General features: G+C 69.6%; 24 protein-coding genes and 1 tRNA gene. 18 read left to right on the forward strand and 7 right to left on the reverse strand.

Going from position 1 to position 24,549, the window contains the following annotated elements; genetic code table 11:
- The first annotated feature begins 28 nt into the window (after window positions 1-28).
- From ACZ7L0_RS12105 to ACZ7L0_RS12160, 12 genes are all read left to right on the forward strand, one after another.
- Window positions 29-889 (forward strand): class E sortase, encoded by an 861-nt coding sequence (locus ACZ7L0_RS12105; protein WP_471242337.1) that lies wholly within the window; start codon window positions 29-31, stop codon window positions 887-889.
- 146 nt (window positions 890-1,035) lie between these two features.
- Window positions 1,036-1,347, forward strand: a complete 312-nt coding sequence (locus ACZ7L0_RS12110; RefSeq protein ID WP_471242338.1) for a hypothetical protein — start codon at window positions 1,036-1,038, stop codon at window positions 1,345-1,347.
- A gap of 11 nt (window positions 1,348-1,358) precedes the next feature.
- The gene (locus ACZ7L0_RS12115; RefSeq protein WP_471242339.1) at window positions 1,359-5,744 is read left to right on the forward strand and encodes a polymorphic toxin type 28 domain-containing protein; all 4,386 of its coding nucleotides are present in this window, start codon (window positions 1,359-1,361) and stop codon (window positions 5,742-5,744) included.
- Between the two features lie 76 nt (window positions 5,745-5,820).
- Window positions 5,821-6,228, forward strand: coding sequence for a contact-dependent growth inhibition system immunity protein (locus ACZ7L0_RS12120; RefSeq protein ID WP_471242340.1), 408 nt, complete (start codon window positions 5,821-5,823; stop codon window positions 6,226-6,228).
- Between the two features lie 29 nt (window positions 6,229-6,257).
- Window positions 6,258-6,524, forward strand: a complete 267-nt coding sequence (locus ACZ7L0_RS12125; protein ID WP_471242341.1) for a DNA-binding protein — start codon at window positions 6,258-6,260, stop codon at window positions 6,522-6,524.
- Entirely contained in the window at window positions 6,499-6,894 is a 396-nt protein-coding gene (locus ACZ7L0_RS12130) for a hypothetical protein (protein ID WP_471242342.1), read from the forward strand. Before ACZ7L0_RS12125 ends, ACZ7L0_RS12130 begins: the two co-directional genes overlap by 26 nt.
- Window positions 6,895-6,923: 29 nt before the next feature.
- Window positions 6,924-7,718, forward strand: a complete 795-nt coding sequence (locus ACZ7L0_RS12135) for a colicin immunity domain-containing protein (RefSeq protein WP_471242343.1) — start codon at window positions 6,924-6,926, stop codon at window positions 7,716-7,718.
- Window positions 7,719-7,742: 24 nt separating this feature from the next.
- The gene (locus ACZ7L0_RS12140; RefSeq protein ID WP_471242344.1) at window positions 7,743-8,273 is read left to right on the forward strand and encodes a hypothetical protein; all 531 of its coding nucleotides are present in this window, start codon (window positions 7,743-7,745) and stop codon (window positions 8,271-8,273) included.
- A 10-nt stretch (window positions 8,274-8,283) separates the two neighbouring features.
- A complete protein-coding gene (locus ACZ7L0_RS12145) occupies window positions 8,284-8,688 on the forward strand; it encodes a contact-dependent growth inhibition system immunity protein (protein ID WP_471242345.1) in 405 nt (134 codons plus the stop codon).
- A gap of 297 nt (window positions 8,689-8,985) precedes the next feature.
- Complete coding sequence (locus ACZ7L0_RS12150) at window positions 8,986-9,303, forward strand: DUF6412 domain-containing protein (protein ID WP_471242346.1); 318 nt, start codon at window positions 8,986-8,988, stop codon at window positions 9,301-9,303.
- Window positions 9,304-9,392: 89 nt separating this feature from the next.
- Window positions 9,393-10,127, forward strand: coding sequence for a YidC/Oxa1 family membrane protein insertase (locus tag ACZ7L0_RS12155; RefSeq protein WP_471242347.1), 735 nt, complete (start codon window positions 9,393-9,395; stop codon window positions 10,125-10,127).
- Between the two features lie 128 nt (window positions 10,128-10,255).
- The gene (locus ACZ7L0_RS12160) at window positions 10,256-11,113 is read left to right on the forward strand and encodes a fumarylacetoacetate hydrolase family protein (RefSeq protein WP_471242348.1); all 858 of its coding nucleotides are present in this window, start codon (window positions 10,256-10,258) and stop codon (window positions 11,111-11,113) included.
- A gap of 57 nt (window positions 11,114-11,170) precedes the next feature.
- On the opposite strand, the gene ACZ7L0_RS12165 is transcribed toward ACZ7L0_RS12160, so the two are convergent.
- The 3 genes from ACZ7L0_RS12165 to ACZ7L0_RS12175 form a co-directional block, all read right to left on the reverse strand.
- Window positions 11,171-12,037: an LLM class F420-dependent oxidoreductase gene (locus ACZ7L0_RS12165; protein WP_471242349.1), complete on the reverse strand. Its 867-nt coding sequence runs from the start codon at window positions 12,035-12,037 to the stop codon at window positions 11,171-11,173.
- Between the two features lie 72 nt (window positions 12,038-12,109).
- A complete protein-coding gene (locus ACZ7L0_RS12170; protein ID WP_471242350.1) occupies window positions 12,110-12,616 on the reverse strand; it encodes a heme-degrading domain-containing protein in 507 nt (168 codons plus the stop codon).
- Window positions 12,613-13,680, reverse strand: a complete 1,068-nt coding sequence (locus tag ACZ7L0_RS12175; protein ID WP_471242351.1) for a Gfo/Idh/MocA family protein — start codon at window positions 13,678-13,680, stop codon at window positions 12,613-12,615. The genes ACZ7L0_RS12170 and ACZ7L0_RS12175 overlap by 4 nt, the downstream gene beginning before the upstream one ends.
- Before the next feature lie 48 nt (window positions 13,681-13,728).
- On the opposite strand from ACZ7L0_RS12175, the gene ACZ7L0_RS12180 reads away from it, so the two are divergent.
- From ACZ7L0_RS12180 to ACZ7L0_RS12205, 6 genes are all read left to right on the forward strand, one after another.
- Window positions 13,729-14,847 (forward strand): ROK family transcriptional regulator, encoded by a 1,119-nt coding sequence (locus tag ACZ7L0_RS12180; RefSeq protein WP_471242743.1) that lies wholly within the window; start codon window positions 13,729-13,731, stop codon window positions 14,845-14,847.
- A gap of 412 nt (window positions 14,848-15,259) precedes the next feature.
- Entirely contained in the window at window positions 15,260-15,964 is a 705-nt protein-coding gene (locus tag ACZ7L0_RS12185) for a hypothetical protein (RefSeq protein ID WP_471242352.1), read from the forward strand.
- Window positions 15,965-16,082: 118 nt separating this feature from the next.
- The gene (locus tag ACZ7L0_RS12190; RefSeq protein WP_471242353.1) at window positions 16,083-16,862 is read left to right on the forward strand and encodes an HAD-IIA family hydrolase; all 780 of its coding nucleotides are present in this window, start codon (window positions 16,083-16,085) and stop codon (window positions 16,860-16,862) included.
- Window positions 16,863-16,966: 104 nt separating this feature from the next.
- Window positions 16,967-17,500: a hypothetical protein gene (locus ACZ7L0_RS12195; protein ID WP_471242354.1), complete on the forward strand. Its 534-nt coding sequence runs from the start codon at window positions 16,967-16,969 to the stop codon at window positions 17,498-17,500.
- A 12-nt stretch (window positions 17,501-17,512) separates the two neighbouring features.
- Entirely contained in the window at window positions 17,513-18,178 is a 666-nt protein-coding gene (locus tag ACZ7L0_RS12200; RefSeq protein WP_471242355.1) for a class F sortase, read from the forward strand.
- Between the two features lie 105 nt (window positions 18,179-18,283).
- A complete protein-coding gene (locus ACZ7L0_RS12205; RefSeq protein ID WP_471242356.1) occupies window positions 18,284-19,315 on the forward strand; it encodes a glycoside hydrolase family 6 protein in 1,032 nt (343 codons plus the stop codon).
- 51 nt (window positions 19,316-19,366) lie between these two features.
- On the opposite strand, the gene glxA is transcribed toward ACZ7L0_RS12205, so the two are convergent.
- The 4 genes from glxA to ACZ7L0_RS12225 all read right to left on the reverse strand — a co-directional run bounded on the left by glxA (window position 19,367) and on the right by ACZ7L0_RS12225 (window position 24,430).
- On the reverse strand, window positions 19,367-21,304 hold the full coding sequence (gene glxA / locus ACZ7L0_RS12210; protein WP_471242357.1) for a radical copper oxidase GlxA: 1,938 nt from the start codon (window positions 21,302-21,304) through the stop codon (window positions 19,367-19,369).
- The gene (locus ACZ7L0_RS12215) at window positions 21,301-23,286 is read right to left on the reverse strand and encodes a glycosyltransferase family 2 protein (RefSeq protein ID WP_471242358.1); all 1,986 of its coding nucleotides are present in this window, start codon (window positions 23,284-23,286) and stop codon (window positions 21,301-21,303) included. Before ACZ7L0_RS12215 ends, glxA begins: the two co-directional genes overlap by 4 nt.
- Window positions 23,287-23,499: 213 nt before the next feature.
- A complete protein-coding gene (locus ACZ7L0_RS12220) occupies window positions 23,500-24,189 on the reverse strand; it encodes a FadR/GntR family transcriptional regulator (protein ID WP_471242359.1) in 690 nt (229 codons plus the stop codon).
- A gap of 167 nt (window positions 24,190-24,356) precedes the next feature.
- Window positions 24,357-24,430 (reverse strand) — tRNA-Lys (locus tag ACZ7L0_RS12225).
- Window positions 24,431-24,549: the final 119 nt, after the last annotated feature.

The following is a 24,549-nucleotide window of genomic DNA, read 5'->3' on the forward strand; positions in this document are numbered from 1 at the left end:
CGGCCCCGGCTGAGGAGGCGTATTGCGTATGCGGCTTTCCGTCGTTCGAGCCGTACTCGTCCCCGTCCCGGTTCCCGTCGTGCAGCACAGCACCCGGCGGCGGCGTGCGCGGCGCCGGCGCGTGCTCTGGGGCGGGGGCGAGGTCCTGGTGACCGTCGGGGTGGTGCTCCTGCTCCTCGTCGCCCATCAGCTGTGGTGGACCAATCGGGAGGCGCGGCGGGGGGCCGAGCGGAAGGTGGAGGCGCTGGAGAGGGAGTGGGAGTGGGGAGCGGGCGGGAGCGGCTCCCTCTCCTCCGGGGGGTCGTCGTCCTCCGACGCCGGTACGTCGTCCACGCCGTCCATGTCGTCCACGCCGCCGTCACCCGGGTCGCGTACGGGGGCCTCCGCCGGGCAGCACTCGTACGCCCTCACCGCCGACCCGACACGGCCCCGCCGCTCCCAGGCCTACGCCATCCTCACCATCCCGCGCCTCGGCCTGCGCGTCCCGGTCGCCGAGGGCGTGAGCAAGCCGGACGTCCTCAACCAGGGGTACGTCGGCCACTACCCCGGTACCCAACAGCCGGGCCAGGCGGGCAACTTCGCGGTCGCCGGGCATCGGAACACCCACGGGGAGCCCTTCCGCCACCTGCCGCGGCTGCGCCGTGAGGACACGGTGCGCGTGGAGACTCGTACGGCTACCTACACGTACGTCGTCGACCGGATCCTTCCGCAGACGTCGTCCCGGGACTCGGGGGTCATACGGGCCGTACCGCGGTCTGTCGTCAAGCCCGCGTACGGGTACGGCGCTCCCGGCTACTACATCACCCTGACCACGTGCACCCCGGAGTTCACTTCGCGGTACCGGATGGTGGTCTGGGGGAAGTTGGTGTCGATGCGGCCTCGGGCGTAGGCGACTCGCGAGGGCCGGCGCCGGGATCTTTGCCCGCTCTTGAAGTCGCCCATACCTCCCCCATAACCCCTCTCCCTAGTGTCGTCGGGTTGGCATGTGCACAGAGCGAAGCACGGGAAGTACCGGGAAGTACGGGGGCGGTTCGCATGTCCGATCTGAAGAAGGAAGCCGCGTCGATGCACAAGGCGGCCTCCGGGCTGCGGACCGTGGGGCATCACACGGCGAAGCCGCTCGCGGAGTTCAAGGAGCAGCAGCACGACCTGAAGGCGCTCGGCGCGCTGGGGTCGTTGCTGGGCGCGAAGGACGAGATAGAGAAGGGCATGACCACCCTCTCCAAGCTGACCAAGCAGCTGGAGGAGGAGTGGGAGGCGGAGGCCAAGCTGATCGGTGAGGTGTCCGACGCCTTCGATCTGCTGGACCTGCTGCTCGCGGCCCAGGCCCGGGCGAAGAAGGGCTGAGCGGGCGCGTCATGGTGGATCTCAACCCGCTGCACTACATCAACAAGTTCAACCACATGTTCGGCGACTCGGTCGCCAGTGGTCTGGAGTTCCTGGGCATCTCCGATCCGGCGGTGGATCCGGACGGGGTGCGGGAGATCGCGAAGAAGTGGCGGCATCTCGCGAAGGGGCTGGAGGACGCGTCGTCGGCGGCCGAGCGGGCGCTGTCCGGGGTGGAGTGGGAGGGGAAGGCGGCCAAGGCCTTCCACAAGCGGTCGAAGAACGCCCAGAAGTCCGCCAATGAGATGGCGCACTCGCTGCGGGAGGGCGCCAAGGCGCTGGACGACTTCGCGGACAAGGCGCATGAGCTGCTGTCCGAGATCGGTGTGATCCTCGCCGAGATCGTGGAGTTCGAGATCGCGGGTCTCGCGCTGTCGATTCTCACCGCCGGTGCGTCGGAGGTCGCCTCCACGCTGATGGCCGGTGAGCGGGCGCTGAAGGTCCTGGCGCTGGTCGGGCGGATCGAGGAGGAGGGGACGGCCCTCGGCTCCGTCGTCCGTGGGGTGATGGAGGTCATCCGGGGGGTGGAGCGGGCGCTGAAGGCGCTGAAGGAGATCCGGGGGGTCGCCGAGGTCGGCAGGATGGCGGCGGAGGGGGCGAAGTTCTCCGCGTTCGAGACGCTGCTGAAGGACCCGGGCGCGTTCACCGATCCGGACAAACTGGCCGGCATCCTCACCGAGGGCGCCTTGCTGGGAGTCGGCTTCGGGGTGCTGGGCAAAGCCCTCGGCAAGGGCCTCAAAGCCCTCAAGCCCGCCCAACTCGCGGAACTGGCCAAGGGCCTGAAGCTGAACTGCGCCGCGTTCGAGCGGCTCAGCCTCAACCCGGGCTTCAACAAGCTGCCCGCCTCGATCCGCAACATGGTCAAGAAGTTCGTGCGGGACCCGATCGACGTGGCCACCGGGGACATGTCCCTGCCCCGCGTGGACGTGCGGCTTCCCGGCGTGCTCCCGCTGATCCTGGAGCGCACGCACATATCGTCGTACCGGTGGGGCGGCTGGTTCGGTCCCTCCTGGGCCTCCACCCTCGACCAGCGCGTCCAGGCCCACGACGAGGGCCTGGTGTACGCGGCCCCGGACGGCGCCCGCCTCTGCTTCCCGTTCCCGGACGCCGAGACCGACGAACCCGTCCGCCCGGACACCCCCGGCTCCCGCCTGACCCTCTCCTGGGACACCGAGACCGACGGAGCCGTCCGGGTCGCCGACCCCGACACCGGACTGACGTACGTGTTCCACAGCCCCGTCCCGGCGGTCGGCCACACCGCCGTCGACCTGCCCCTGCAGCACATCCAGGACCGCAACGGCAACCGCATCACCATCGAGTACGAGGAAGGCGACGTTCCCGGCGCGGTGGTCCACTCGGGCGGCTACCGCATCGCCCTCGACCACGACCATGCCCGCTCTCGGATCACCGGGCTGCGGCTGCTCGACCCGGGCGCCCCGGATCGGCCCGGCACCACGCTGCTCACCTTCGGCTACGACGAAGACGGGCACCTGACCGAGGAGATCAACTCCTCCGGTCTGCCGATGCGTTACACCTATGACGCCGAGGGGCGCATCACGTCCTGGACCGACCGAAATGGCACCACGTACTGGTACACCTACGACGACGAGGGGCGCGTGATCGCCACTGGCGGCACCGGCGACGCCCTCGCCTCCATCCTCACTTACGACACCGCTACCCGGACCACCCGCGTCACCGACTCCTTCGGCCACACGCGCGTCTACGAACATAATGAAGCGCTGCGCCTCACTCGTGAGATCGACCCGCTCGGGAACATCACAGCGCAGGAATGGGACGACCATTGTCAACTCACTGCTGTCGCTGATGCCTTGGGCCACGTAACACGGCTGCATTACGACGATCTCGGAAACGTGGTCTCAGTGGTGCGACCGGATGGCCACGAAACAACGGCCGCGTACAACGCTCTAGGACTGATCGAGACGGTGTCGGACTCGAGCGGCACCGTCCTGCGACAGACTTACGACGAACGCGGCAATCGCGTAGCCGTCAGTGAACCAGGCGAAGCCATCACCCGCTTCCGTTACGGCCGGGCCGGTCAGCTCGTTTCGGTCACCGACGCACTTGGACACACCACCTCCGTACGATGCAACGGGGCCGGAATCCCTCTGCAGATCCAGGATCCGCTCGGCAGCGTGACGGTGTACGAGCGTGATGCTTTTGGGCGCACCGTTGCGATCACGGACCCCTTGGGTGCCACAACGCGTCTCGAGTGGACGACGGAAGGACTGCTCGCACGGCGCACTCCTCCCGACGGCAACACAGAATCCTGGAGCTACGACGGTGAGGGCAACTGCACTGCCCACACCAACCCCAAGGGTGCGGTGACCCGCTTCGAGTACGGCGACTTCGACGTGCTCATCGCCCGCACCGACCCCAGCGGTATGCGGTACGAGTACACCCATGACACTGAGCTGCGCCTGACTCAGGTCACCAATCCGGCGGGCCGCGCCTGGCACTACGAGTTCGATGCGGGAGGCCGACTGGTCGCCGAGAGGGACTTCGACGGTCGAACACTCAGCTACACCCATGACGAGGCGGGTCGAGTCGCCAGCCGGACCAACGCCCTTGGGCAGACCATCCGCTTCGAGCGCGACATACTCGGCCAGGTCGTCCGCAAAGATGCCGCCGGCCAGGTCACGACGTACGCATACGGGCCCGACGGTCGGCTGTCGCACGCGTCGGGCCCGGACGCGACGCTGATCCGGCAGTTCGATCAGTGCGGAAACCTGACCGTGGAGACGGTCAACGGACGCAGCACCACCTACACGTATGACGCCGCGGGGCGCCAGACCGGCCGCGTCACGCCCAGCGGAGCGGTCAGCACCTTTGCCTACGACGCCGCAGACAATCTCGTCGAGCTGGTCGCCGCAGGTCGAACCATCAACCGTGAGCACGATGGAGCCGGCAGGGAACTGGTCCGACGCATCGGTGACTCGCTTGCCGTGACCAGCGTTTTCGACGCGGTCGGACGTCTCACACACCAGTCAGCGACCCGGCGGGACGGCCAGACCGTTCAGCAGCGGAGTTACACCTACGGTCCGGACGGCTACCTCGTCCGCCTGGACGATGACTTGAACGGCAGCCGCCGATTCACCCTTGACGCCGCAGGGCGGGTCACGGCCGTGGAGGCCCGAAACTGGACCGAGCGCTACGCATACGACGAGGTTGGTAACCAGACCAGCGCGGAATGGCCAGCCAACTACCCAGGGCACGAGGCTACCGGACCACGCAGTTACGAAGGCAACCGAATCTCATGGGCCGGATCCGTCCGCTACGAACATGACGCCCAGGGCCGTATTACCCTGCGCCAAAAGACCAGGCTTTCCCGCAAGCCCGATACCTGGCGCTACACCTGGGATGCCGAAGACCGACTCACGTCTGTCGTCACGCCGGACGGCACGAGATGGCGTTACCTCTACGATCCTCTGGGGCGCCGCATTGCGAAGCACCGGCTGGCGGATGACGGTAGGTCTGTGATGGAACGGATTGACTTCGTCTGGGATGCCAGCACCCTGTGCGAGCAGACGACCAGCGTGGCGGATTCATCCCAGCAGGTGACCCTCACCTGGAATTACGATGGTCTGCACCCACTCGTCCAGAGCGAACGCCTCACCTTGGCCGACGTTCCCCAGGAGGAGATCGACTCCCGCTTCTTCGCGATCGTCACCGATCTTGTCGGATCCCCCGCAGAGCTCCTCGACGAAGACGGCACCCTCGCATGGCGTGCCCGGTCCACGCTGTGGGGGAAGACCGCGTGGCCGACGAACAATACGGCTTACACCCCTTTGCGGTTTCCGGGTCAGTACTACGATCCCGAGACGGGTCTCCATTACAACTACTTTCGATATTACGACCCTGAGAACGCCCGTTATCTGACACAAGACCCGCTCGGGCTGATTCCTGCGCCGAACCCCAGCACATACGTCCATAACCCTCTGACATGGGCCGACCCCCTAGGACTCGCTCCGAAATGCCGTGAGCTGGGGTTGCGTACGGAGGCGATGGATGCGATAAGGAAACTTGAAAACATAAAGAAAGACCCGCTCGGGGAGATCAATGCGCAACGGAACCACAACCACTACAATGCCGCACGTCGTGAGTCTCAGGGTGAAGTTGTGGCACGGAAGGCGAACGGCACGCCATTCAATCATATTCAGGAGTTGCAGGAGGCGCGCAGCGGCTTGGACAACGTTCGAATAGCCCTCGAAAAGGAAATACAGAGGCCCCCGGAGTCGATTACTGAACGAGGCATGGAGGTCTTGTTGAGGAAGCGAAAGGAAACCATTCAGGAACTCGACCGCCTGAACGGCTTCCTGCACTCCATAGGTCATCGATGACCGTAGCGCTAACATGATCGCAGTACGGCACAACCATCCCGGCGGCCATGATGGTGCGCCACGAGAGGACCGAACGATGCCCCGGTCAGCCGACCGCACAAAGACGCTCGAGCAACTGGACGGTGAACGCTGGGGTGACCCGCCGGCGGATGCGACGTCGCTGGTCAGGACTGTCTACGAGTGGCGTCGGCGTCCTATTGGAACGTTGGAGCCTCATGAGTTGCGCCGTCTGATCGGCCAGGATGTCGGCTTGCCGTGGCTGCTTCCGCTCGGTGTGGAGATGCTTCGGGAGAAGGTGGCTGCGGGTGGCTTTTATGACGGCGACCTGCTGTATGCGTTGGTTACCAGGAGCTCGGAGGTCTGGGAGGCGAACCCTGATCTCGCCCGTGAGTTGAAAACTACTGTGACCATGCTTACCGACGTGTCGAAATACGTGAAACCGCAAATCGAGTCATTCCTTGCGTCGCTGCCCAAGGGTCTCTGAACACTAATTCGACGTGATTCGGAGCTGAAGTGACGACCCGCGCCTCTCACCGTGCGGAGATCGGTTGGCGCTTGCGCCGCCTCGCCGGAGGAGAAGCCGGCCGTGACGAGGTTGCCGATTGGGCAATGAGCCTCATGGAGTCGGACGCGCCTGAACTGCGTGACGACAGGATCTGGGCCGCCCTTGACCGCTTGGCCGGTGCTGACCTCATGGTGGGGCCTGGGCAGTACCTGCACGGGCCGGAAGACTTCGCGTCGTGGCTTGCCGCGCATGGCGCCAGTGGTGAGAAGTCGTGATCTGGCGACTGTGCCCTCTCTCCGGCTGGCTGTGTTCCAGTCGTTCAATGTGGAGCTTACGAGCAGGGGTGATCGCGTGCCAGGAAAACTCCAGGTGTACGCAGTCGAGGAGAGAGAGCTCTCCTCGGCGACGTGCGTCGTGCGGTGCGTGGGCGGAGTTGTGCGCCCTGGCGAGGAGCTTGGTGTCGAGTCGGCGTCGGATCCGTCGGTCGCGTGTTCTCGTGTAGCGGTCGACTGGATTGACCGCTACGGGCGCCGGGTGGAGTTCGTCGACCCACCCCACAACGCGAAGGTCCGCTTGACCGGGGAGGGTGTCACCCTGCTCGAGAAGGGCGTAGTGATCGTTTCTGCCCAACGTTCCGTGCAATGAGGCGCGTATGGGATGTCGAGCAAGGTCCCATGGCCGGCAACCGACTCGTGAACACCGTCCTCACGTCGTCGAACTCCTTCAGTGACGAGTGGCTCCGCAATGGTGACAAGCAGGTCGTTCCGTTGAGGTTTCACAGGCGCATCGGTGGTCATCCGGTCGACCGTGTGAGCGTCGGCGCCAGGCAGACGGGGCATACCCACGTCATCGCCTGCCGCCTGAAGGACGTCGACGACGACCACCGCGAGTTCGTCATCCCCGCGACCCGGGAATCCCTGCTCGACCGACTCCCGTGGAGCGACGAGAAGTTCCTGGTCGTGCTGCCTGACCTTGCCGGTGCGCTGCTGATGACAGACGCGGGGTACTCCTTGATCGCCGGAAGTGGTGAGTTCATCCGGCGCAGCGTCCCCGAGGGCGTCGACCAGGCCATCATCGACTTCAAGCGGTATGCGAAGGGAGTCGGTCATAACCGCCCTGCTCTCGCCGAGGTCTCAAAGAGATTCCAGCCGCGCCAGACGGCATGGGCGTCGAAGCGCGACGTTGCTCCGGAATCCGCCACTGCGGAGCAAGTGTCGCTCATGGAATCTTTCGCAGCCGGTGCAATCAGCGCGGAGGCCTTCGCCGAGTCATGGCTGACCGCCCGTCGAAGGTCCCTTGAACGCCGCGAACGGCTGCGGGAGCCGTTCTCCGGCATCCTTGACCAGGTGTTCTACGCGCTCGACGACTACGTCATCGACCCGGACCTCCGGGACGCGGACGACATGACGAACGAGCAGTTGCGGGCGATCGTCTGCGAACACCTCGATGCAGTCAACTCGCTACATTGAGGGCGCTGAAGGGGCGCTCTGTGGGTGTTGCAGGAAGGCTGGCGGAGAACCTCAGACATGTTTCATGAAATCGAGGACATCGAGCAGGAGCGGATCCGGCTCTCGCGTCGGCCGTCACCGGCGGACGCACCTCCCGTTCTGACGGCCTTCGATGTGCGGACGAACTGTCCGGTCGCGGAGTTCGACGCACGGCTACGGTCCGTTTTGGGCCCCGCCCTCCGGCTGGCGGTGTCGCAGTCGTTCGACGGCGGGGATCTGCCGACCGAGACGCTGCCCGGTTGGTTCGTCGGTGCGGGGCAGGGGGCAGAGGGCTGGGAGATCCAGGAATGGCTCTACCAGCTCGACCCCGATTCCGAGTTCCGGGGCTGGGCCTGGTGGGATCTGACGCAGTCGGGCGACCGGGAGGCCCGCATCTGGGTGGACTCGTGGGGTGAGTCCTTCTTCGCCTGCGACGAGTTGCGATGGCTCGCCCACGTCGCCGGCGGCGAGGAAGTGACCGGTCCCGTGCTCGCCAGGGCCGACGAATGGGTCGCCGTAATCACCTCCGCTCGCTGACAAGGACCTGATGATGCTCACACCGATCGACCGCAACCGGTCGCTTGAACAACTGGACGGCGAACGCTGGGGTGACCCGCCGACGGAGACGACGTCGCTGGTCAGGACTGTCTACGAGTGGCGCCGGCGCCCTGTTGGAACGCTGGAATCCCATGAACTGGCGCGCTTGATCGGCCAGGACGTGGGCCTGACGTGGTTGCTCCCCCTGGCTGTGGAGATCCTGCGGGACACGGCACCGGCCCAGGCGGCGGGTGGCTTTTACGATGACGAGCTGCTGACTGCGGTGGTCACCAGGAGCCCGGACGTGTGGGCGGCGGATCCGGAGCTTGCTCGTGAACTCGAAGCGGGTCTGACTCTGCTGACCGACTTGTCGTCGTACGTGAAACCGGCAGTCGACGCATTCCTGGCCCGCTGAATTCGCGGCCGATGGCAGTGTTCCTCTCTGCCGTTCTGACTGGGGTGTGAAGGCGAGATGGCAGACCTCGCAGGGCTGCTCGTGAATCCGGAGCCGCTCCAGGCTCTCTACCAGGACAGCGGTGGATGGGGGGCGTTGCGGTTCGAGTGCGGTCGGTTCGTGGCCGTGCGGCATGTGAGTACGTTCAGGATCGGGGGCGACCGATCGGGCTTGGTGAGTTCGATCCATCCGGTACGATGGATTGCGGTAAGTGGTAGGAACGGCATAGCAGTTGACATGGTGAGGAGGGGACGTTCGATGGTGCGCAACTGGGCCACCGCACGCCCCGCCGTCGCCCTGCTGGTCTTCCTGCTCTCCGTCGCGCTGCTCGACACCGGCAGCCTCTCCACCACCGTCGCCCTCGCCGCGACCGCCACCGCCGCGGTCGGGGCCGCGCTCGCCGTGTGCTGCCTGATGGCCGCGCGCTGCGTGCCCGCCGTGCCGCCCACGCGTATTCGTACGGCCATCCGCGACCGGGCCCGCCGTACGGCGTTCCTGCCGCAGCGGGACCCCGACGCCTCGGGGCGCCGCCGGCCCCGGGCACCCGGGCACGCCCTCGCGACGACCACCGCGTAGGGCGAACACCTCCTGTCCGTGACCCCGCGCGGGTCGTCATGCCGCCATGTTCTTGTCCCGGCACGACGTGACCCACGGAGGGCTCACCCATGTCCGTCTTCGCGCATCTCGTAGAGCGGCTCGCCGATCTGCTCCAGCCCTTGTTCCACGCCTCTTCGGCCGCCGCCGCGATCGTCCTGTTCACCGCGCTCGTACGGCTCCTCGTCCACCCCCTCTCCCGGGCCGCCGCGCGCGGGCAGCGTGCACAGGCGGCGCTCCGGCCGAAGGTCGCCGAGCTGCGGAAGAAGTACGCGAAGAACCCGGAGCGGTTGCAGAAGGCGGTGCTGGAGCTGCACGCGAAGGAGAAGGTCTCCCCGCTGGCCGGGTGCCTGCCGAGCCTGTGCCAGATGCCCGCGTTCTTCCTGCTCTACCACCTGTTCTCCAGCTCGACCGTCGGCGGGGAGAGCAACGGGCTGCTGGGGCACCAGCTGTTCGCCGCGCCCCTCGGCGGACGCTGGGCCGACGCCCTGGCCGACGGCGGGGTCTTCGGGGCCGCGGGGCTGGTCTACCTGGGGCTGTTCGCCGTCGTCGCCGCCGTCGCGACCTTCACCTACCGCCGTACGAAGCGGATGGCCGCCGCCGAGGGCAGTCCGCTGCCCATCGGGAACGCCGGCAAGGCCGGTGACGCCGGGGAGGTGCCGGGGTTCGCGGCGCTCGGCAAGGTCATGCCGTTCATGTCCTTCTTCACCCTCGTCTCCGTGGCGGTGATGCCGCTGGCCGCCGCGCTGTACGTCGTCACCAGCACGACGTGGAGTGCCGTGGAGCGGGCGGCGCTCTACCGGTGACGGCCGATGATGACGGTCCAGTACGTGAACCAGGTCTTGCGGACTGCACCTTTGCCTTGGACGATCGACCAGTCCTCCGATGGCTGCACATATCGGCGGGGCGCCCGCGATCGAGGGAGATGGTGACCATGAAGCTGCTGCGAGTCGGTACGGCGGGGGCGGAGCGACCCGCGTTGCTGGACGCCGAGGGAACCCTGCGGGACCTGTCGGGGATCGTCCCGGACATCGACGGGGCCCTTCTCTCCGACGACGCGGCGCTCGGCCGGATCCGGGCCGCCGCCGACGGCGGGGAACTGCCCGTGCTGGACGCGACCGGGCTGCGGGTGGGACCGCCCCTCGCGCGGATCGGCAAGATCGTGTGCATCGGGCTCAACTACCACGACCACGCCCGCGAGACGGGGGCCGAGCCGCCCGCCGAGCCGGTCATCTTCTTCAAGGCGGCGGACACGGTGGTCGGGCCGTACGACACCGTGCTCGTGCCCCGCGGGTCCGCCAAGACCGACTGGGAGGTGGAGCTGGCGGTCGTCATCGGGCGTACGGCCCGCTATCTGGGGTCGCACGAGGAGGCGCTCGCGCATGTCGCCGGGTACGCGGTGGCGCACGACGTGTCCGAGCGGGAGTTCCAGATCGAGCGGGGCGGGACCTGGGACAAGGGCAAGAACTGCGAGACGTTCAACCCGCTGGGGCCGTGGCTGGTGACGGCGGACGAGGTGCCGGACCCGCAGGCGCTCTCGCTGAAGCTGTGGGTGAACGGAGAGCTCAAGCAGGACGGCACCACGGCCGAGCAGATCTTCCCGGTCGCGGAAGTCGTGCGGTATGTGAGCCGGTTCATGACCCTCTACCCCGGTGACGTCATCAACACCGGTACGCCGGCGGGCGTCGCGCTCGGGCGGCCCGAGCCGAAGCCGTTCCTGCGGGCCGGGGACGTGGTCGAGCTGGAGATCGAGGGGCTGGGGCGGCAGCGGCAGGAGCTGAAGGACGCGTAGGCGCTCCCCGGGAGGGGCGGGGCACCGCGTGTGCCCCGCGCCCGTAGGCCGATCCGGTCACGCCAGGAGCGAAGCCAGCTTCCGCCACTCCTCCCGCGGCAGGGCGTCCCCCGGGCCGTCGTGCACCACCTGCAGGGCCACATGGTCCGCGCCCGCCTGGTGGAAGGCGTCGATCCGCTCCCGTACGCGGTCCTCGTCGCCCCAGGCGAACACCGCGTCGATCAGCCGGTCGCTGCCGCCCGAGGCCAGGTCGTCCTCGGTGAAGCCGAGGCGCAGGAAGTTGTTGGTGTAGTTCGGCAGGGCGAGGTACATGGCGAGGCTCTCGCGGGCGAGGGCGCGAGCACGGGTGGGGTCGGTCTCCAGGACGACCTTGAGCTCCGGGGCCAGGAGCGGGGCCCCGCCGAGGATCTCGCGGGCCTGGGCGGTGTGCTCGGGGGTGACCAGGTACGGCACCGAGCCCGCCGCCCGGTCGCGGGAGAGCTCCAGCGTCTTCGGGCCGAGGGCGGCCAGCACGCGGCGCCCGGCGGGGACCCCGGCCTTGTCGAGGGCGTCGAGGTAGGCGACCAGGGCCGAGTACGGGCGGCGGTACTGGTCGGCGAGCTTGGCGTGGCTCACGCCCAGGCCCAGGAGGAAGCGGCCGGGGTGGGCCGCCTCCACCTCGGCGAAGGCCGCCGCGCTCGCCTCGGCCTCGTACTGCCAGATGCTCTGGATGCTGGTGCCGACGACGAGCCTGTCGGTGGCCGAGAGGAGCGGTACGGCGTGCTGGGCGGCGCTGCTGCCGCCCAGCCAGGCGGCTCCGTAGCCGAGTTCCTCCAACTCTGCTGCTGCTTCGGCCAGTTCACCGCGCCGGGCGGGGTCCTCCGAGCGCAGGGCAACGCTCCAGACGCCGTACCGTCCGACGGTTTCCTTCAGCGCCTCACTCATCGGTTCGTGTCCCTCCGTCGTGTGCTGTGCCGTGGTGGCCGTGCACCGGTGCCAACCGGAGGGAACCTCCAGTTAATCCCGCGCCAGGAACTGCTCCAGCGCCTCCACCACGAACCGGTGATCCTGCAACTGCGGCAGGCCGGACACGGTCACGGTGCCGACCACGCCCACGTCCTCGACATGGATCGGGAACGAGCCGCCGTGGGCCGCGTAGGTGTCGGGGTCGAGGCGGGAGGACTCCTCGAACGTCGAGCCCTTGGCCCGGAAGCGGGCGCCGACCAGGTACGACGAGGCGCCGTAGCGCTCCACGACACGGCGCTTGCGGGCGATCCAGGCGTCGTTGTCGGGGGTGGAGCCGGGCAGGGCGGCGTGGAAGAGCTGCTGTCCGGCGCGGTGGATGTCGATGGCGACCGGGGCCTGGCGCTCCCGGGCCAGTTCGACCAGGAGGCAGCCGAGGGCCCAGGCGTCCTCGTGGGTGAACCGGCGGAAGACCAGCCGGCGTTCCTGCGCCTCCAGTTCCTCGACCGACGGGGTGAGCTCGGGGGCGAACCGCGGCGTGATGCGGGGGTGGTCGGTCACAGCGCCACCGCCACACCGTCGCGGGCCGAGCGCCGGGCCGCCTCCAGTACGTCGAGGGCGGCGGCGGCCTCCAGCGCGGTCACCGGGTTGGGGCCGGCGCCGGCCAGGGCCTCGGCCACGGCCGCGTAGTAGGCGGGGTAGTCGCCGGGCAGGGTCGGTACGGGGTGACCGCCGCCGGTCAGCGGGGACTCGCCGGCGCCGGTCCGGCCCCACAGGGACTCGGGTTCCGTACCCCAGCCGGGTCCGGGGCGCAGTCCCTCCCGCAGGGCCGCCTCCTGGGGGTCGAGGCCGTACTTCACGTAGCCCGCGCGGGAGCCCAGCACCCGGAAGCGGGGGCCGAGCTGGGCCGCCGTGGCGGAGACGTGGAGGTGGGAGCGGACACCGCTCGCGTGCGTCAGCGCGATGAAGGTGTCGTCGTCCGTTTCGGCGCCGGGGCGGCGGATGTCCGTCTCGGCGTACACCCGGGTGACCGGGCCGAACAGGACCAGGGCCTGGTCGACCACGTGGCTCCCGAGGTCGTACAGCAGACCTCCGATCTCTGCCGGGTCGCCGGACTCGCGCCAGCCGCCCTTCGGCTGCGGGCGCCAGCGCTCGAAGCGGGACTCGAACCGCCAGGCGTCGCCCAGCTCGCCCTCCTCCAGCAGCTTGCGGACGGTCAGGAAGTCGTTGTCCCAGCGGCGGTTCTGGAAGACCGACAGCAGCAGGCCGCGCTCCTCGGCGAGGGCGGCGAGGCCGCGCGCCTCGGCGGCGGTGCCGGCGACCGGCTTGTCCACCACGACCGGCAGGCCCGCCTTCAGGGCGGCGGTGGCCAGCGGGACGTGCGTCCGGTTCGGGGAGGCGATGACGATCAGGTCCAGCTCGCCGGCGCGGTCGAACAGTTCGTCGGGGGAGGCGGCGAGGCGGACGTCCGGGAACTCGGCCCTCGCCTGCTCCTGCCGCTCGGGGTTCGAGGTGACCACCGTGTCGAGGGCGAGGCCCTCGGTGGCGGCGATCAGCGGGGCGTGGAAGACGGAGCCCGCGAGGCCGTAGCCGACGAGGCCGACGCGGAGGGGGGTACCAGTCATGCGTCCTACTTTGGCAACGCTGTTGCCAAAGTGCAAGCGATGGGGAGAATGGGTCCCGTGAACAGGACGAGGAGCGGCGGGCCGGCGGGGGCGAACCTGCTCGCGGTACGCAGCCACAACACCGCGCTGGTGCTGGACCTGCTGCGCACCGCCGGAGCCGAGGGGATCAGCCGGCTGGAGCTGGCCGAGCGGACCGGGCTGACCCCGCAGGCCGTCAGCAAGATCACCGCGCGGTTGCGGGAGGAAGGGCTCGCGGTGGAGGCCGGGCGGCGGGCGTCCACCGGGGGCAAGCCGCGGACCGTGCTGCGGCTGGTGCCCGGGGCCGGGCATGCCGTGGGGGTGCATCTCGACCGGGACGAGGTGCGGGTGGTGCTGTGCGATCTGACGGGGGCCGTGGTGGGTGAGCGGAGGATGCCGCTCCGTCTCCGGGCCGGGGACCCCGCCGAGGTGGTCGTCGACGCCGTGACCGGGCAGGTGGAGGCGGTGCTGGCCGAGTCGGGGGCGTCCGTGCTGGGCGTGGGCGTCGCGCTGCCCGGGCCGCTGGACCACGCCCGGGGCGTGCTGCGCCGGGTCACCGGGTTTCCGGAGTGGGACGGGTTCCCGCTGCGGGACGCCCTGGCCGGGCGGCTCGGGGTGCCCGTGGTCGTCGACAAGGACACCAACGCCGCCGCGCTGGGGCTGGCGGTGGGGGGCGCGAGCGGATCCTTCGCCTATCTGCACCTCGGTACGGGGCTGGGGGCCGGTCTGGTGATCGGGGGGAGGGTCCACCGGGGGGCGCGGACCGGGGCCGGGGAGTTCGGGCACCAGGTCATCCAGCTCGACGGGCCCGTGTGCGGGTGCGGGAACCGGGGGTGCGTGGAGGTGCTGTGCCTCGGGGCCGTGGCGCGGGGGGAGACGGAGGAGGCCGCGCGGGTGCTCGGGGCGGGGGCCGGGAATCTCGTGGGGCTGCTCGACATCGACGCGGTGCTCCTGGGCGGGCGTACGGTCGAGCGGGCGCCGGAGGTCTTCGTGCGGGGCGTCGGGGCGGTGCTGGGGGAGCGGGCTCGGCGGGAGGGGAGTGGGGCGGGGGTGCCCGTACGGGTTGCCTTCGGCGAGGGCGGGTGGGGGGTGGCCGAGGGGGCGGCGCAGTTGTTGCTGGGGCCGTTGTTCGGGCGGGTGGACGGGTGACGGTTGGTGGTTGCGGGGGCTTTCCCGGCCCGGTGTCGCTGAGGCACCCGGGGTTGGTGCGGGGAGGGGTGCGCAGCCCGGCGCTACGGGGGGACCCCCATCGCCCACCCGTGCCACCCCAGCGGCACGACTGCCCGCAGCTGAGCGGGTGGGCGGAGCACCCGGTGGGTCGGCCGATCGGGGCGAACATGACCGGCCGTTCGGCGGCATGACCGGCGCGGTGCCGTAGAACCCGCCCCCCACCCGGCAGGGTCATGTGCTTATGCGACTGTGCACACCCCTGTCCCTCTGCCTCGCCGCAGCCGCCGTCGTTCTCGTCCCCGTGGGGCCGGCACACGGGGAGTCCGGCCCCGACTGTGCCGGGCCCGAGGGGCGGGACTTCCCGCTGAGTACCCGGATTCACGGGGGGCCGGTGTCGTACGAGGCCGGTGGGGGATACGGCACCTGGTACATCGACCTCGTCAACACCACCGACCAGGCCTGCACCGCCGTCCACCCGGTCGTCGTGCTCGTCGACGAGAAGCGGGCCCTGAAGCCCGAGCAGGCCCAGATGGAGTTCTACGACGGCTCTCGCACCCACCCGGTCCACTTCGAGCCCACCGACGAGGACGAGCTGGTGGGGGCCTTCGACGACGGGTTCCCGGGGTTCGCCGTGGCACCGGGCAGGACGGTGTCCGTGAAGGTCAGGCTCACGGTCACCTCCGACGCCGTACCGAACGAGGTCACCGCCAAGGCCGCCGTCGTGGAGCGCCGGGGGGACGACGGGGAGTGGGTCGGGGAGTCCGCCGACTACCGGTTCGGCATCGACACCGAACCGGCCCCCGAACCCCAGCCGAACGCCGATCCCTCGCCCCCCGCCCCCGACACCGCCGCGTCCGCCTCCGCTTCCCCCGCCGCCTCTCCGCCCCCCTCCCTCCCTCCCCCGCCCTCGCCGTCGCCCTCGCCCCCGCCGGCCTCTCCCTCCCCCACCGCCTCCCCCACCGCCTCCCCCGACGGCCTCACCCTCGCCGATGAACTCGCCCGCACCGGCCTCGGCGGCGCCCGCGGCGCGCTCGTGGCCACCGCGCTGCTGCTCGCCGGGGGCACCGCGCTGCTGCTCGCGCGGCGCAGGCGCTGAGGCCCCCGCTGACCACACAGTGAACAGGCGTTCCCGCAAGATCGGGCGTGTGTCTAGGCTGGGGCGCACGCAGCACCCCGTAAGGCCACGCAGTACCCCGTAGGGCAGGAGACGGCACATGGCAGACCGCAAGCCCATCGAGTCCTGGCTCACCGACATGGACGGTGTGCTCATTCACGAGGGCGTGCCCATCCCCGGCGCCGACGCCTTCCTCAAGAAGCTGCGCGAGTCCGGGAAGCCCTTCCTGGTCCTGACCAACAACTCCATCTACACCCCGCGCGACCTGCACGCCCGGCTCGTCCGCATGGGCCTGGACGTGCCGATCGAGAGCATCTGGACCTCGGCGCTGGCCACCGCCAAGTTCCTGGACGACCAGCGGCCCGGCGGGTCGGCGTACGTGATAGGCGAGGCCGGGCTGACCACCGCGCTGCACGACATCGGCTACATCCTCACCGACCACGAGCCCGACTACGTGGTCCTCGGCGAGACCCGCACCTACTCCTTCACAGCGATGACCAAGGCGGTCCGGCTGATCCTCGGCGGCGCCCGCTTCATCTGCACCAACCCGGACGAGACCGGCCCCTCCACCGAGGGCCCGCTCCCGGCGACCGGCGCGGTGGCCGCGCTGATCACCAAGGCGACCGGCAGGAGGCCGTACTTCGCGGGCAAGCCGAACCCCCTGATGATGCGCACGGGCCTGAACACGATCGGCGCCCACTCCGAGACCAGCGCGATGATCGGCGACCGCATGGACACCGACGTGCTGGCCGGCATGGAGGCCGGGATGCAGACGTTCCTGGTGCTCACCGGCCTGACCAGGCCCGAGCAGGTGGAGGACTTCCCGTACCGGCCGTCCCAGGTGGTCGACTCCATCGCGGACCTCGTCGACCGGATCTGAAACCCGCCGGGGACCGGACGTAACCCGTACGGAGCAATCCAGCGCCCTCCGAGGATGCGGAAGCGCTCCGGACGGGGGAGCCTCCAGACATCTGGAGGTTCACGATGGGCTCGCTACGCCTCACTCTCTGCACAGGTCTCCTGGCCGCCGCCGCGGTCGCCCCGGCGGCGCACGCGGCGGACGGCGCGGGAGCCGTCTCCGTGGCCCCGTCCACCCCCGCGCCCGGCGCCGACGTGACGCTGCGGGTCCGCGGCTGCGCCGGGACGACGGCCACCGCGGCGTCCGCCGCCTTCGTCACGGACGCCCGGCTGACCGGCACCGACGGCACGCTCATCGGCGAGACCCGGGTCCGCACCTCGCTCGAACCCGCCTCGTACGACGTGCGGGTCACCTGCGCCGGCTCCGTGGTGAGCGGCCGGATCACCGTCGTACGGAAGCCGTCCGGGAACCCCACCGCCGAGGCCTCGCCCACCGCTCCCGTCCCCGCGGGCGGCGGCGGTACCGCCCCTCTAGCCTCGGTCGAGGCCCACACTGCCGAACCGGGTACCGCCCAAGCGGTGACCGGTCTGCTCCTCGCCGGTGCCGCCGCGGTCGCCGTCGGGATGCGCGGTGCCCACCGGAGCACCGGCACCCGGTGAGGGCGGCCCGCCATGTCCGACCACGAGAGGTCCCTGGGCAGCGGGCGGCTGCCGGCCGGTGTGGCCTGGGCGCTGCTGCTGCTCGGGCTGTGGCTGTGGGGCCGCGAGGTGACCGACGTACCGGCCGGGGGATCCGGGCCCACCACCGGTGACGTGGCCGCCGTGGGCCGGCCCGCCGGGTCCGGGCTGCCGCCTGCCGCCCGGCCGCTGGGCGAGGCGCTGCCGCAGCGCGTCGACATCCCCGACCTGGGCGTGCAGGCGCCGGTGGTGGCCCGCGGCCTGGACGCGCAGGGCGCCATCGATCCGCCGCCCTTCGACCAGCCCGGGGTGGTGGGCTGGTACGCGGGCGGGGTGAAGCCGGGCGCGGCCGGGACCGCGCTGATGGTGGGGCACGTGGACACCGACACCCGGCCCGCCGTCTTCTACCGGATCAGCGCGCTGCGGCCCGGTGAGACCGTCCGCGTGGTCCGCAGCGACGGCCGGGTCGCCGAGTTCACCGTGGACGACGTCCGGGTCCTGCCCCGCGACGGCTTCGACGCCCAACAGGCGTACGGCCCACGCCAGTCGGGCCGCGCCGAACTGCGGCTGATCACCTGCGGCGGCACCTTCGACCGGGCGAGCGGCAGCTACACGGCGAACGTGGTGGTCTCGGCCTACCTGACCGCGACCGTGCTCTGAACGGCCGTGTAACAGCTCCCCGACAAGGCTCCGGCGACCTCGTGACCGGCACGGCGGGTATGTCACGATTGGCCGCCTAAAACCGCACATGCTGGGGGGAGTTGGATGTACGACAGCTGGGGGGCACTGTCTTCGTTACGGGCCCGGGCCTCCGTGGTGGTGCTGGGGGCGGCACTGCTGGTCGCCGGGTGCTCGCCGGGGGGAGGGGACGAGGCGGAGGAGCCGGAACCGGGCGCCGGGATCACCCAACGGCCCAAGGCCGCCGACCCGTTCTGGGTGAACCCGGACGGGAACGCGGCCCGGCAGGTCGCCGCCTACGAGAAGAACGGCAGGAAGACCGACGCCGAGCGGATCAGGAGGATCGCCGAGCAGCCGACCGGTGAGTGGATCGGCCCGGAGAACCCCGAGCGGGAGGCCCGCGGCTTCACCGAGGCCGCCGAGAAGTCCGACCGCACGGCCCTGCTCGTCCTCTACGACATCCCGCACCGCGACTGCGGCCAGTACTCGCGGGGAGGCGCCGCCGACGGCGACGCCTACCGCGCCTGGGTCGACGGTGTGGCCAGGGGCATCGGCGACCGGCCCGCGACGGTGATCGTGGAACCCGACGCCGTCCTGCACATGGTGGACGGCTGCACCCCGGACCGGTTCCACGAGGAGCGCTACGACCTCCTCAAGGACGCCGTCACCAGGCTCAAGTCCCAGAAGAACACCAAGGTGTACCTGGACGCCGGAAACGCCGGCTGGGGCCGGCCCGACCAGATATTCCAGCCGTTGCGGCGGGCGGGCATCGACCAGGCCGACGGCTTCGCCGTCAACGTCGCCAACTTCTACTCCACCCAGGACTCCATCGCCTACGGCAAGCAGCTCTCCGCCAAGGTGGGCGGCAAACACTTCGTCATCGACACCAGCCGCAACGGCAACGGCCCCTACACGGGAGGCAGTCCGCAGGAGCGGTGGTGCAACCCGCCGGGGCGGGCGCTGGGGGAGACCCCGACGACGAAGACGGCGGACACGCTGGTGGACGCCTACCTCTGGGTCAAGCGCCCGGGCGAGTCGGACGGCACGTGCAAGGGCGGCCCGAAGGCGGGGGACTGGTGGCCCTCGTACGCACTGAAGCTCGCGGGGGCCGGTAACTGACCGACCCGAGGGGCGCCCTCCGAGCCGGAGGGCGCCCCTAGTGCGCCGCCGCTACGGCACCTTCACCCACTGCGCCTTGCTGGGCGTGCCCCGCCCGTCGTCCACGAACAGCATGTACCACCCCGACTGCACCAGGTTCCGGCTCTTCGGCACGGTCACGGTGACCCGGTCGCCGGACGTGGTGAAGTCCAGGGCGATGGACCGCTGGTCCACATCCGTCACATGCGTCGACGCGCTCGGCCGGATCAGCCGCACCTTCCTGATCGCCGACGCGTTCCGCGAGGTGAACGTCCCCGACCCGCCCCGCGCGATCGTCCGCGGACCACCACTGAGCGCCGGCCGCGACCCCCGGTAGAGATACGGCGGCGTGTAGATCTCGATCCGCTGCTCGAACTCGCCCGGCTTGGTGTTGGCCCGGTCCCCGTACAGCGAGTCGGAGCCGAAGAACATCACGCGGCCGTCGGGCAGCAGGATCGACCCGGAGTGGTAGTTGCGGCCCACCAGCGGGTCGGCGACCCGGGTGAAGCCGCGGCTGCCCGGGTGGTAGATCCGGGCCTGGTGGATGTTGGAGTCGCCGCGGCCCCGGTAGTCCTGCGAGCCGCCCGAGACCAGCACGGTGTCGTCGGGCAGGATCGAGGACTGCGGATACCGCGTGCCCTTCTCCAGCGACGGCCCGTCCACGAACCTCGGGTGCGCCGCCTTCAGGTCGATCAGCCGCGTCCTCCTGCTGGACAGCTTGGACTCGCCGACCCCGCCGCCGCCGATCACCAGGTACTTCTCGTCCTGCGCTGGCGGCAGCAGCACGGTCCCGGAGGTCTCCATCCGGTCGGGGTCGCTCAGCCCCGGCAGCCTGGTGAACCGGTTGGTGGCCACGTCCCAGACGCCCGGTTCCCGGCCGACGTCGTCCGGCCCGTAGCCCGCGTTGGAACCCGAGTAGAAGACCTTGCCGTTCTCCATCAGGAACAGCGCCGGGTACGTCGGGAACTGCCGGATCCTCTTGGTGTACGTCCACTTCCGGGTCTTGGGGTCGAAGATCTCGTTCTTCCCCGGGACCAGCTGGCCGATGTCGTCGAGGCCGGAGACGCTGAGGACCTTGCCGTCGCTGAGGGTGGTGAGCGTCGGGTACCAGCGGGCCTCGTTCATCGGGTCGACCTTGATGTACTTCTCGGCCACCGGATCGAACTCGAAGGCGTCCCGGATCCCCTGGAAGTCCTTCTTGTCGAGGGCCAGCTTCTGCGCGATGCCGTAGGTGTTGCGCGCGTCCGGTCCGGTGAGGCCCCGGATGCGGTAGTTGTCCTGCGTACCCGTCTGGTACCTGGCGCCGCGGTGCTGCGCCTCGACGTAGATCCGGCCGAGACCGGGGTCGTTGCGCAGGAACTTCCCGGTCTTCTTGTCGAAGACCTTCTTGGCGCGCGGGACGAGCACGGGGTCCTTCGACACGAAGGTCCTGCCGTTCTCCCTGCCGGTGAACCGGGTGCCCGCGGGCAGGGTGATCGGCTTGTCCGGGTTCTCGTTGTGGACGATCATCAGGCCGCCGGCCTTGGTGACGTCACCCTTGAGCTTCTCGTACCGCTTCGTCCCGCCCGCGATCAGCAGGTTGCCGTTGGCCAGCTGGGTGTGGCCGGTGCAGAACAGGTCCTTGGGCGTGGGGACCTTCTTGATCGTGCCCTTGACCGGGTCCCAGATCCGGGTGTCGAACTTCTTGGCGTCGAAGTTGTCCTGGTCGTTGCCGGAGCCCGCGACCAGCAGCACCTTGCCGGTGTGCAGGAGTGCCGCGTGGATGGTGTCCTGGCGGTACTCCTCGGGGAACTCGACGATGTCCCAGTGGCCGTTCGCGGCCTTGTACCCGGGTCTGTTGATCTTGTACTGGTGGTACTGCTCGGTTCCGAAGCGGTACAGCCACGGCCCGTTCGTCGCGGCCAGCGCGAGTACCACCACCGTGCCTATCGCGAGTCGACGGGTGCGGCGGCGGCCGGCACTGTCGTTCATTCCTTACGTCCTCCGAGTCCACCGAGCGCGATCTGCATGGTCGGGTCGTTCCCCCCGGCCGGGCCCCCGTCCGAGGCGGCCGGGGTGGGCCGCTGCTGCGGGGGGTGCGGCGCGTGTCCCGCGGGCACCGCGTCCTGCGGCTCCGCGGCCGGGGGAGCGGCGGCCCGCTTCCGCTCCTGCCGCAGCGTGTACCGCCAGGCGAAGACCGGCGAGGCGGTGATCAGCAGGGCGAAGAAGGCCCAGGTGATCATCGCGGGGTGGGAGTGCCCGAAGACGAAGCCCGCGGTGAGTGAACCGCCGAAGACCAGGATGAAGAACCAGTGGATCCGGAAGGTCCCGAACAGCGTGTCGGGGCTGGCCGAGTCGCCCTTCGGGGTCACCACGAACTTGCTCTTGCGGCGCAGCGCGGCGTCCATCAGGGAGCGGGCGTAGATCGGTGCCGACAGCGCCGACATCACCATGCCCGCCACACCGCCGGACCCCTCCGGCTCGTGCGGGGAGACGTTGTGCCGCCGGTTCCAGACGTACAGGCCGATCTGCAGCGCGGAGGCGTTGCCGTAGAGCATCAGCCACACGGTCGGGTCGATGTTCACGCCCGAGGCGCCCAGGCCCAGGAACAGGGCGCAGCTCAGCGCCGCCAGGATCCAGTTGAGGGCGGACATCGGGTAGAAGATGATCATCATCGTGTAGTTGAAGAGCTTGCCGGGCGGCAGCGAGAAGAAGCCCTTCCAGTACTGCTTGAGGATCGTCTCGTACGTCCCCCGCGACCAGCGCAGCTGCTGGGTGAAGAAGTCCGTCCAGGCGTTCGGGCCCTCGCCGACCGCGAGCACGTCCGGGGTGTAGACCGATCTCCACCTGCGGCCCGTGGCGGGGTTCTTGGCGCGGTGCATCTCGAAGCCGGTGGCCATGTCCTCGGTGATCGAGTCGTACAGCCCGCCGATCTGCTTGATCGCCTTGATCCGTACGGCGTTGGAGGTGCCGACGAACATCGGGGCGCCGTACCGGTTGCCCGCCCGCTGGATCAGCGCGTGGAAGAGGAACTGCTGCGACTCGGCGGCCTTGGTGACGAACGTGTCGTAGTTGCCGTAGACCTGCGGGCCGATGACGAAGCCGACGTCCGGGTCGCGGAAGTAACCCAGCATCCGCTCCAGGTAGTTGGGCAGCGGTACGTGGTCGGTGTCGACGGAGGCGAAGAAGTCGTAGGCGTCGCCGTGCGCCTCCAGCCAGGCGTTGTAGTTGCCGTGCTTGGTCTTGGCGCGGTGCGGTCCCTTGGGCTGGTTCCACTTCTCGATGCCCTTGCGGGAGAAGTGGTGCACGCCCAGGCGCGCGCAGACCGCCTTCACCTCCGGGTCGTCGCCCTCGTCGAGCAGCCACACGTGCATCAGGCCCCGGTGGCGCAGCCGTACGGCCGCCTCCAGGGTCTTCGTCACCATCTCCAGCGGCTCCTTGCCGGGCACGAAGGAGGTGAGGAAGGCGACCCGGGTGCCGGTCTCGGGCACCACCGGGACGGGGTCGCGGGCGACCAGGGTGGCATGCGCGTTCGACAGTACGTTCATGCAGCGGAAGAACTCGATCAGGCCGATCGAGACCAGCATCACGGCGTCGAGCACCGGCAGGAAGTCGTGGGCCGGGTAGTCGCGCTCGGTCCAGTGCTCGGGTTGGAGCAGCCAGCCCAGCAGGACCAGGGAGAGCAGTGGTGCCGCACCCAGCATCAGCGCCGCTCGTACGCGGTGCGGCTCCTGCGAGAGCAGCGACCGGTACCGCACCTTGTAGGGCTTGTCCGGGTCGGGCTGGGTGAGGGGGCCCGCGAGCCGGCTGTAGTGCTCGTAGTCGTATCTGGGCAGGTTCTTCTTTATCCGGCGGAAGGCTCCCGTGTTGCCGGTCTGCTGCGAAGGCGTTCTCGGTTGTGCGTTTCGTGATTGCTCATGTGCATTCTGTGACGAACCATGGTTGTGCCGGGCGCCCGTCGGCGTCGACGTCATCAGTCATCCCCCCACACGCAGGGCAGCGCGTGTCTGTCGGTTCCCTCGACCTTCCGGTTGACGATGCCCCCCTCGGCATCCGTTCATGACGGGACCCCTCGTCCCGTAAGCCCTCAACCGGTACAATCCCCCCAACTGCCGCGAATGCGCGGCATGTTGAGCAACCAGGGTTCTACGCCGTTCAGCATGATCGCAAGTCGGGAAACGCCCTGTTTACCGGTCAAACACGGCTACGGGGGACAGTCGGGCACGGATGTTGCCGAAGTGATCCCTTATGGCCTTCTCCGCTCGTATGGAGTCACCCGAGCGGACCGCGTCGAGGATCTCCCGGTGCTGCCGGCAGGTGACCCGCGGATCCTGCGGCACCTCCACGAGGTCCCGCTGGACGCGGTGGAAGGCGTCCCAGAACGCCTCGAGGACCTCGCTCAGCAGGCCGTTGTCCAGGCCCCGGTAGAGGGTGGCGTGAAACGCGCGGTCGGTCTCGGCGAGGCCGGCACCCTGCGCGGCCTGCCGTTCCATACGGTCGACGACCCGGTCCAGTTCCGCCAGGTCGGCCTCGGGCAGCCGTCCGGCCAGCCGGGAGACCAGGCCGGTCTCCACCGCCTCGCGCAGTTCGAGCAACTGGAGCAGGGAGTCCTCGCCCCGGTAGTGCCCGGCGACCGTGCGGAAGGCGAGGCCCTCGATCATGGGGGCGAAGGACATGGGACCGACATAGGTGCCGAAGCCGTGCCGGATCTCCACGATGCCCATCGCCTGGAGCGCCTTCAGCGCCTCCCGCACCGAGTTCCGGCTGGCGCCGAGGAACCCCATCAGCTCGGGCTCGGTCGGCAGCGGGGCCCCGGAGGGCAGCCTGCGGTCGATGATGAGCTTCTTGATCCGCTCCTGGAGGTCACGGGCTGCCATGGCCAGAGGGTATCCGGCCAAACAGCCGAGGGGACCCTGTTCCGCTGGGGAGGTCGGCCTGGGGGTGTGGGTGGCGGAGCCCCCACCGCGCGCGGCGGAGCCGCGCAGATACGACGATGGCGAGCCAGGTCCGCGCTTTCCGCGGACGTGGCTCGCCATCGTCATCGTGCGCCGCCAGGGACTCGAACCCCGGACCCGCTGATTAAGAGTCAGCTGCTCTAACCAACTGAGCTAGCGGCGCCTGCTGACGTCGACAACTCTACCGGACCTCGGAGGGTGCTCCGGACCGCCCGGGGTGCCGGACGGCCCCGGCCGGGTGAGGGGCGCGTACATCATTCGGACCGTCAGCATGCGCGTCGC

The organism is Streptomyces sp. NPDC039424 (assembly GCF_055639495.1).